9 protein-coding genes and 1 pseudogene are annotated in these 8485 nt (G+C 68.5%); 5 read left to right on the forward strand and 5 right to left on the reverse strand.

The window, feature by feature from the left end:
• On the reverse strand, positions 1-225 hold a 225-nt coding region (locus ABZY33_RS35540; protein ID WP_356495854.1), incomplete at its 3' end, for a transposase.
• A gap of 764 nt (positions 226-989) precedes the next feature.
• Here ABZY33_RS35540 and ABZY33_RS35545 point away from each other — a divergent pair.
• Positions 990-1895: an IS5 family transposase gene (locus ABZY33_RS35545; protein ID WP_356495862.1), complete on the forward strand. Its 906-nt coding sequence runs from the start codon at positions 990-992 to the stop codon at positions 1893-1895.
• 1 nt (position 1896) lies between these two features.
• On the opposite strand, the gene ABZY33_RS35550 is transcribed toward ABZY33_RS35545, so the two are convergent.
• Complete coding sequence (locus ABZY33_RS35550) at positions 1897-2301, reverse strand: DUF6193 family natural product biosynthesis protein (protein ID WP_356495855.1); 405 nt, start codon at positions 2299-2301, stop codon at positions 1897-1899.
• A 285-nt stretch (positions 2302-2586) separates the two neighbouring features.
• On the opposite strand from ABZY33_RS35550, the gene ABZY33_RS35555 reads away from it, so the two are divergent.
• The 3 genes and pseudogenes from ABZY33_RS35555 (at position 2587) to ABZY33_RS35565 (ending at position 4544) form a co-directional block, all read left to right on the forward strand.
• The gene (locus tag ABZY33_RS35555) at positions 2587-3006 is read left to right on the forward strand and encodes a hypothetical protein (RefSeq protein ID WP_356495856.1); all 420 of its coding nucleotides are present in this window, start codon (positions 2587-2589) and stop codon (positions 3004-3006) included.
• A gap of 42 nt (positions 3007-3048) precedes the next feature.
• Positions 3049-3207 (forward strand): annotated as a pseudogene (locus ABZY33_RS35560) (IS5/IS1182 family transposase); the annotation flags it as partial.
• Between the two features lie 62 nt (positions 3208-3269).
• Positions 3270-4544 (forward strand): DNA/RNA helicase domain-containing protein, encoded by a 1275-nt coding sequence (locus tag ABZY33_RS35565; protein WP_356495857.1) that lies wholly within the window; start codon positions 3270-3272, stop codon positions 4542-4544.
• Positions 4545-5492: 948 nt separating this feature from the next.
• Here ABZY33_RS35565 and ABZY33_RS35570 read toward each other — a convergent pair.
• From ABZY33_RS35570 to ABZY33_RS35580, 3 genes are all read right to left on the reverse strand, one after another.
• Entirely contained in the window at positions 5493-5987 is a 495-nt protein-coding gene (locus ABZY33_RS35570) for a hypothetical protein (RefSeq protein ID WP_356495858.1), read from the reverse strand.
• 801 nt (positions 5988-6788) lie between these two features.
• Positions 6789-6971, reverse strand: coding sequence for a DUF6417 family protein (locus ABZY33_RS35575; RefSeq protein ID WP_356495859.1), 183 nt, complete (start codon positions 6969-6971; stop codon positions 6789-6791).
• Between the two features lie 121 nt (positions 6972-7092).
• Complete coding sequence (locus tag ABZY33_RS35580; protein ID WP_356495860.1) at positions 7093-7806, reverse strand: HNH endonuclease family protein; 714 nt, start codon at positions 7804-7806, stop codon at positions 7093-7095.
• A gap of 230 nt (positions 7807-8036) precedes the next feature.
• Here ABZY33_RS35580 and ABZY33_RS35585 point away from each other — a divergent pair, with 230 nt between their 5' ends.
• Positions 8037-8408 (forward strand): helicase associated domain-containing protein, encoded by a 372-nt coding sequence (locus ABZY33_RS35585; protein WP_356495861.1) that lies wholly within the window; start codon positions 8037-8039, stop codon positions 8406-8408.
• Positions 8409-8485 lie beyond the last annotated feature (77 nt).

Here is an 8485-nt window from a genome sequence, read left to right on the forward strand (position 1 = left end):
GTCCCGCAGCCGGCGCCAGCACGTCATGCCCGAGCCGAAACCGAGCTCCTGCGGGAGGTGTTCCCACTGGATGTCGGTGTGCAGGACGTACAGGATCCCGCACAACACCTGGCGATCCGGGACCGGCAGGCGACCGGAGTACCGGAACCGCCGCTCCTTCTTCGGCAGCAGCGGCTCGATCCGCTCCCACAAGTCGTCCGGCACAATCCACGGTGAAGTTCCCACAGCCTGGCCAACGCGCAACTGCCCGGTCAGGCACGGCCGCCAGGGGCGATGCACCTCATTGTGTTAGCCGTTCTAAAAGAGAAGACGTACGAGAGATATGACGCTCGCGTTAGATGATGCCTGTCGCGTAGAGGATGCCAGCCACGGTCAGGGCCGATCAGACGAGAATATACATCACCATGCTATATACCTTCGCGAAAGAGCCGCTCCGTTGGCCGAATACCACTCTTGACTTCTCTTGATCCCCGCGGGCTGAGCGACCGGAAAGGGCAACACAACCGACCCCGACCAAACTCATGAGCAGCCCGAAAGCTATGCGCATCAGTTCTTCGCTCCCTCGCTCTGTAAGCGGAGGGGCCGTTCTCGGCCCCTCCGCAAGCTCAACTCAAGAAGTCGGTCATCGCTTCTTGCGCCACATGGACACGAAACCGAAGATGAAGATCGCAGCTACCACGATGATGAAGACCCAAGGCAGCCAGTTAGGGCCATCTGGACGCTTGTCCTGAGCCAAGAGAACGGCGAGTGTCACCTGATGCCTCCGCAGGTTAGTACGTGTATTTCGCCATGGCTGAGCACTCCGGCTCTACGGAGCCACTGCCGAGCGAATTTGAACCGTCAGTGGCCCTTGAGTAGGAGAACCCGCCCGCCGAGCACTTTGCCTCGCCGGTGACCCCTCGCGCGGCGTCTCCGTCACTGACTTGGGCGCCCACGTCAAAACCCTTACCGGTCCCCAGTCCCGCAGCTCCTGAGACCGCGTTTGAGATCTGCGGTCGCCGTGGGCTGACGTGCTCGTTGAACTGTCCGTGAGTGGTTCTGGGGGCGGATATCCGTCGGACCTGACGGACGAGCAGTGGAGGCTGGTGAAGCCGTTGCTGCCGCCGGCGCGGGTGGGGCCGAAGGGCGGGCGGCGGGAGAAGCATCCGCGGCGTCGGATCGTGGACGCGATCTTCTACGTGGTGCGGACCGGGTGCGCCTGGCGGCAGCTGCCGAAGGACTTCCCGCCCTGGCCTACGGTGTATTGGTACTTCGCCCGGTGGCACGACGATGGCACCGTCGAGCGCGTACACGACGCACTGCGGGACAGGTTGCGCGAGGCTCACGGCCGCAATGCCGAGCCGAGCGCTAGCCTGATCGACTCGCAGTCCATCCGCACCGCTGACACCGTCCCCGCTGTAACCAGAGGCTTCGACGCCGGCAAGAAGGTCAAAGGTCGCAAGCGGTTCCTCGTCACCGACACCCTCGGCCTGCTGATTGCGGTCCATGTGGTCGCCGCGAGCGTTCAGGACCGCGCCGGCGCCCGTCGACCGCTCTTGTGGGCCCGGCTCGACCACCCGCGGATCCAGAAGTTCTGGGCAGATCAGGGCTTCGCCGGCCGCCTGGTCGATTGGACCGCCCAGATCCTCGGCCGCGAGCTGGACATCGTTCGCAAAGACCCTGGCCAGCGCGGCTTCCAGGTCCAACCCAAGCGGTGGGCGATCGAGCGCACCTTCTCTTGGCTCACCGCCCACCGCCGCCTCGCCCGGGACTACGAGACCATTCCGGCCCGGTCCGAGACCGTGATCCGCTGGGCGATGATCGGCATCATGGTCCGCCGACTCGCCCGCGGCCGACCGGCGACGCGGCAGGGCCCGCACCCGCTCGTACGCACCGCAGCCAGACAAGCTAGTTGACTCAGCTGAGCGATTCGAGGTCGTCGGGCGTGCCGTCAAGGGCAGGACCACAGCCTGCGGGAAGGTGCGAAGCTACGAGTTCCACGGCCTCATCGGCAGTAACAGGGCCACCGATCTGTTCCCGCCCCGAACCGCGCGGCTCATGCAGCCGAAGAACACGGAAGTGCCGTTCGCCGTCGTAGGGGAAGATCGAGGGCAGGTCTTGCGACCAAGGGAAACGGGTGCACCGGCTGAACTGCAGCGATCCATGGCTGACCAGCGGAAACAGAGCCCGGAGGGAAGGGTTTGCGAATGCCGCCTCTACCAGGGCTTTGTCGATGAGGTTCGCGTCCATGTCCCGCACGACCTGCCACTTGGCTGCCACAGGGTCGTCTGATGCTGTCCCGAGTATGTCCTTCTCTGCCATGCTCCGACGTTAGCTGACTCCGCAACGGCTGGTTCGCAGGCCGCCGTTCGCCTTCTCGCTGATGAAGCGCTGCCTCACCGGAACCGTATCTGCCACCTCCGTCAGGTAGCTCCCCTCAGTAGCATCGGCCACTCCGGCGGCACCTCAACCGCAAGACAGAGCAGATCTCAAACACGGTCTAAGGGTTGTCCCGTAAGCGATCTTCGACCGGTTGCGGTCAGAGCCCCGCACGCGGGCGACCGAGCCCTGATGGCAGGATGATCGCCCCGACGATCCTGAGGGGCAATGCCCGTGCACACCCCTGCCGGCTACCTCGAACTGGCGCATGCTGAGAACGACACCGCCGTCCTGCATCGACTCTCGCGTTGTCCGTACCCCTTCGTCTGGCAGGCGCTGGCCGCCAATCCCTCCACGGCGCCCGGCACGCTGCTGGAACTGAGCACGGCTCATGACAGTGCATGGAACGACAACAGGCTCCTTCGCCTGCTGGCGGAGCATCCGAGCGCCGACCACGCAGTGCTGCACGCCGTCCGTGACGCCGTGGCGGCAAAGCTCGCCGAAGGCGAACGACCCTATGCCGCTGTGCTCGCACTGGCAGGACGGACGGAACTTCCGGCGGCGGAAGTGAGGGAACTCGGGACTCGGCGTGGAGCTTCTGCGCGCCTGCGCAGTCAGCTGGACCGGCACCTCGGGCTCCGTATTTGATCCGTGCACAGCCCGGTCGGCCTCAGATGGAACGATCTTGGTGTGACTGCAGTGATCACGGCGTCGGTCCCGTCCTGGATAGGTCCCTTCACCAGGCTGAGCCCGCGCTGCTTCGGCAAGCTGGTGACCGCCGTGCGGCGCGAGACCGCTGCCGAGCTTCAGCGTGGGCGGCCCTGGGGGCTCTCACTTGCGGATCGGGCTCGGACCTGTGCCAACTGCTGGGCTGTGGCGGGTTGGTGGCGCCGGGTGCGGCGCAGGTCAGCGTGTTCGAGGGCCTGCGGTGGGAGCCCTCCAGCCGCCTGCTCGACCAGGTCGGCTCCGCTCTGGACGGCAGCAGCACCTTCGCGCTCGTCGGCGACCAGCAGGACGCATTCGTGCGGATCCGGGCCGCCGCCGACCGCCACCTTCCCGCACGCCACCACGACAGCACGCGCGACAGGCATGCCGGCGGGGCCGGCGCGGTCATCACCGTCAGCGGCGGCCCCGGCAGCGGCAAGACCGCCCTCGCGGTCCGGCTGCTGGGCCGCCTCATGCGCGCGCACCCCGCCACCCGGCCGCGCTTCATCACCCCCTCCGGAACCCTGCGCGCCCACCTCCTGGACGCCGTGCGTGAGAACAGCGCCGCCCGCGAACTGTTCCCCTCCGTCGGTGCCCTGCGCAGCACCACCCACCAGACCAGCGCCCTGGTCATCGACGAGGCACAGCGCATCAAACGCACCGGACCCGGGCTGCCGCCAGACCTGGCCGCGGTCGTGCGCAACGTCACACTGGCCGTCATCTTCCTCGACGAACGCCAGGTCATCCGCCCCAACGAAGGCACCACCGTCGAGGAGATCCGCGCCGCCGCCCGGCAACTGGGCCGCACCCACCACCACCTGGAACTCACCGGATCCTTCCGCTGCCGCGGCTCGGCCGCCTACACCACCTGGGTCGACAACCTCCTGTACGCCACCCCCGCCCCCTGGACCGGACAGGCCGGCTATCAACTCCACCTGGCCAGCGACCCCTTCACCCTGCAGCACGAGATCGAGCAGGCCACCGCCGCCGGACACAGTGCACGGACCACCGCCGGATTCTGCTGGCCCTGGAGCCACCCCAGGCCCCGTCAGGCCACACTCCCCCTCGACATCGCCATCGACGTCCCCGACCTCACCGGTGCGCCCCGCACCTGGCGTGCCGCCTGGAATGCCCGCACCGCCCTCACCGACCCCGACGGTGCCACCATCGCCCCGCACAGCCAGCTCTGGGCCACCCACACCGGAGGCCACCAGCAGATCGGCTGCATCTACACCGCCCAAGGCCTCGAGTACCGCCACTCCGGCGTCATCATCGGCCCCGACCTGACCTGGGCCGACGGCCGCTGGCACGCCCACCCCGACCAGAGCCACGACGAAACCCTCCGCCACCTGCCCCCCGAGCTGTACCTGCGCTACGCCCTCAACACCTACCGCGTCCTCCTCACCCGCGGCACCCACACCACCCGCATCCACGCCACCGACTCCGCCACCCACCGCATGCTCACCACCCTCATCCCCTGAGCCGATCAGCGACCGGCCCATCGAGAAGACCATCCAGCGCCTCTCCGTCTGTAAGAAGGTGGGCGCTCTGGATCCCGTCTTGCACACACGCGTGGTACGTCTGGCCGGTCGCCCCCGCGCTCCTGCCCACCACCCGGTGAGCAGGAGCGCGCCCCCTACCGCCGGTCCGCCCGCCGCACCCACCAGAAAAAGAACACCGACCACACCACCGTCCACCCCGAGGCCGCGACCACCGACCCCACCCATGACTCATCCGACACGAAGTGCCAGAACAACATCATCACCACGAACCCCAAGGCCGGCCCCACCGCAACCCGTATCCGTCTCATCCCACCCAACTACCCACGCGGGAGCAGCACACGAGCGCCGAACAACTCGCCCTCGACTGCAACCCCGACTGGCACTCCATGGTCGAAGTTGCCGGCCCGTCGGCTTCGTTCACGAGCTGGTGACGTCGGGGCACCTGGGGCGGCGTTCACAAGAGCGGACGGCGCCGGGGATCACAGCGCGGCGTGGCACAGGGGTGACCGCCACGTTGATGCGCACGGACCTGCCCCCTCACGTCATCGCCGCCACACGCGACTGATCTCCGTGCGTGCCGCCTTGGACACCGTGGCACGACGCCTCGGCCATCCGGGCTGGCAGACGTTCACCGCACCACGCTGACCTGAGCATCAGCCCGGTCGGCTGCACGGCCGGCCGTGATCCCAAAATGATCACCTACTGCCGACGCAAGCTCTACGGAGAGGCCTGGGCGACGACCAGTGGCCGCCTTCAGCCACGCCGGGCAGTCGCCTACGCCATCGACGCCGAAATACACCGCCCGGAGCTGGGTCAACCTGGCCGCCGCCCGCGCCGCCACCCGGCCCGGCCCCCGCCTGCGCAAGTCTTCTATGACTGCCGCGAGGGCAGGCTGCCGCTAAGGCTCCGAGAGTGAGGAACCGGTGGTCACACGCCGGTGATGACGAGTGTGACGGTGTTGTCGAGATGGGCGAGAGAGCCGGCGCCCACCGTGCACAGAGTGATGTTCAGGTTGGGTATGGAGACCACCTGCTGTATGAACGTGGCACCTTGGAACAGGCCGGAGGTGACCGTTCCGGTCGTGGTCGTCGTCAGGACAGCGCCCACCACGTTGGCGGTGCTCATCCCGCTGAGAGTCGACTGTTGCCCGGTGTTCCAGTCGATGGTGTAGGTCCGCTGGCCGCCGTTGGCGAGGTCGAGGCAGCTGGTCTCGCGGGTGAAGACGCTGGAACGGCTCCCGCTGCTGAGAGCGGGTTCGGTGGGTGCGAGGCAGTTGCGGTACTGCGTGTCGATGGAGACCGTGGACGACTGCCGCGCACTGGTGAGCGCCGGGCTGTAGTCGGTTGTCTCGGTGCTCCCCGCCAGGGTGCAGGCGGCGAGTTCGAGGCCACCGCTGGCGTGCGCGGGTGCCACCTGCCCCATCACAGCCAGGATGATCGCCAGCAGCGACACTCCGATGTAACGTGCGCATCTCAAAGGCATGGCCAGTCCTTTCCGTCGAGGGTGTGAGGGCCCGAACCGTGCAGGTGAAACATGGTGTGCCTGGTGCGGCGCGCTCTCGGTAAACCGACTGTGCAGGCGGTCTCCGCCGCGCGTAAGCGTGTGAACCGTTCGAGCCGTCGCGCACCGTCCACACCGGTATTTCCTCGCGTGCGCGAGCGCAGATCAGCCGTCAGATGGTCTGCGCGAACCCGAGTGAAGGTGAAGGCCGCGGCGGCCGCGCTCGACCCGCGGCTGCGGTAGCTGCTGCCAGTCGCCATGAAACTCCTGCACCGCACGAGCGCGCTGCTCGCCGCCGCCGCCGTCCCGGCCATGCTGGCCGCGGGCAGGTGCCGCACCGAGCCGTCGCCGGCTCGCTTCACGTAGGGCTGGCCGCCGAACTCGATCTCGGGGTAGAGGCAGACGAACCAGCGCGGGCAGCTGACCTGGTGCCGGACCGTGCCGGACCGTGCCGGGCGAGTCCGCGGTGGTGGCGTGGGCGGGCGCCGGGCCCGGTGAGCGATGCACCCACAGCCTGCACAACAACGACACCCCGTGCAGCGCCTGCCACCACCACAGCTCACACACGGCGGCCGTAGGCAGCCGGTCTTGCCTCCGAAGCGCCAGCGTCGCGAGAACGAGCCGACGCCCGCCAGGGGCTGCAAGCCGCGTGGTCCCGGGGCGGGCGTCCCGCGCCGCCATTGTCCGTACGCAGCGGCCGGGACGCCAGGAGGCGCCTGCCGGTCAGTTCTCTGAAGGGATCCGCGCTGCGATCTCCCGGGCGAACCAGTCCGCCTCCTGCGACAACTCCTCCAGCCCCTCCCCCGCGATCAACTGAAGCAGTCGCAACAGGTCATGGGCTTCCTCCAGCGTGAGCATCTCCAGGCGGCGCGGCGTCCTGGACGGGAAGCAGGGAGGTGATGTCATCGCTCATGCCCCGATCATCAGCCGCGCTCCCCGGCCGGCGGGCCTCCATGCGGCAGCGTCCACCCGCGTGGAGGACGCTGTTCACGACCGGCGCCCGCGCGTCATACCGTCAACGGCACGCTCAGGCGCTGCTGGTGTCCTGGCCGGCGGCGGGGACGTACTCGACGTCCTGGTGGCCGCAGCCCCGGGCGAGATCGGTCAGCGCGGCCCTCTCGGCCCGGTCCGCGCTCAGAGCCCACCGGAGCTTGGTCGCTGTCCAGTCCGCGGCGTAGGTGCAACGGGCATCGGCGAGCGGTGGCAGCCACTGGGCGGGGTCCTGGTCGGCCTTGGACCGGTTGCTCTTCGCCGTGACCGCTACCAGGGAACGCTCGGCATTCAGGTCGTTGGCGTAGGCCTCACGCCGCTTCGGGCTCCACTGGGAGGCGCCGGAGTCCCAGGCCTCGGCGAGCGGCACCATGTGGTCGATGTCCAAGCCCTTGGGGTCGGTGAGAGTGGTTCCGTCGTAGTAGGAGTACCAGGTCCCCCGGGTGACCTTGCACTTGGCCTCGATCACCGGCTTCGTACGGGATTCGTCGATGAGGACTTCCGCCCGGGTCGTGCAGCCGTCCCGGTCAGCATCCACCCAGTGCTTGAAGGCCGTCCGCACATACCCCTCGCGAGCCTCGACAGCATCCGGCAGCCGGCCGACGGCATCAGCCAGAGACAGGCGGTGCGGCTCCGGTGCAAGGACAGCGGCCGGGGCGCCGGAGGTGGGAGCGGCGGGTGCAGGGGTCGCGGTGAGGGCGGGCAGGGCCAAAAAGGCGACGGCAAGGCCGCGCAGCACAGACATGGTCATGCCCCCGGTAATAGCGGGACCGCGGCCCGGCCGGGGCACGGATGGGCCGGGGGCCACCCGTGTGGGGGGATCAGTCATACCGAGGAAACGTCCCGCCTGACCGCGGCCCGCGCAGGACGCCTCCCGCCGGGGCTGGCCGGGAAACCGGCCGGACCGGAGGCTGGGCGCTCACCGCGGAGCGACGCCAGGCCCTGGACGACGTCGTCCAGGGCGAAGACCTCGGACGCTGGGTGCAAGCGCAGTGCCATGGCTTCGAGCAGCTGCAGGCGGCGCAGCAGTGGCTGCTGGAGCACGTGCTCGGCATTGAGGCGGCCGGAGAGGAAGAGCGGCCGGTGAAGGTGACCCGGGAGCACAAGTGGGTGCTCAACCTCGCCGCGGCCCGGCAGTTCCACGCCCGGGAAGGGCACTTGAACGTGCCCCGCAAACATGTCGAAGCCCTGCCCGTCGACCTCGCCGGACCCGCCGCCGCCGGACGCGAGATCACGGTCGACGGCGACGTCCTGGTCGACCTGGGCATGTGGACCGCCAACACCCGCCGCCGCGCCGCTGGGCTGAACGCGGAGCGACGTTCGGCACTCGACCAGCTCGGCATGCGCTGGTGAGCGTCTGTCTGACAGTCGTGTACTCCGGCATCGGTGTGCCGAAGCACGATAGGTGTCACGTAGGCAGGCTGGTTGTC

Origin of the sequence: Streptomyces sp. NPDC006552 (assembly GCF_040611655.1) — a bacterium.
In the GTDB taxonomy this organism is placed as follows: domain Bacteria; phylum Actinomycetota; class Actinomycetes; order Streptomycetales; family Streptomycetaceae; genus Streptomyces.

What these genes read in the sequence shown, in the direction of transcription:
- ABZY33_RS35555 (WP_356495856.1), top strand. Translation starts at nt 2,587, where the DNA reads ATGCCCGTGCACACCCCTGCCGGCTACCTCGAACTGGCGCATGCTGAG.
- ABZY33_RS35550 (WP_356495855.1), bottom strand. Translation starts at nt 2,301, where the DNA reads ATGGCAGAGAAGGACATACTCGGGACAGCATCAGACGACCCTGTGGCA.
- ABZY33_RS35570 (WP_356495858.1), bottom strand. Translation starts at nt 5,987, where the DNA reads ATGGGGCAGGTGGCACCCGCGCACGCCAGCGGTGGCCTCGAACTCGCC.
- ABZY33_RS35580 (WP_356495860.1), bottom strand. Translation starts at nt 7,806, where the DNA reads ATGACCATGTCTGTGCTGCGCGGCCTTGCCGTCGCCTTTTTGGCCCTG.
- ABZY33_RS35575 (WP_356495859.1), bottom strand. Translation starts at nt 6,971, where the DNA reads ATGACATCACCTCCCTGCTTCCCGTCCAGGACGCCGCGCCGCCTGGAG.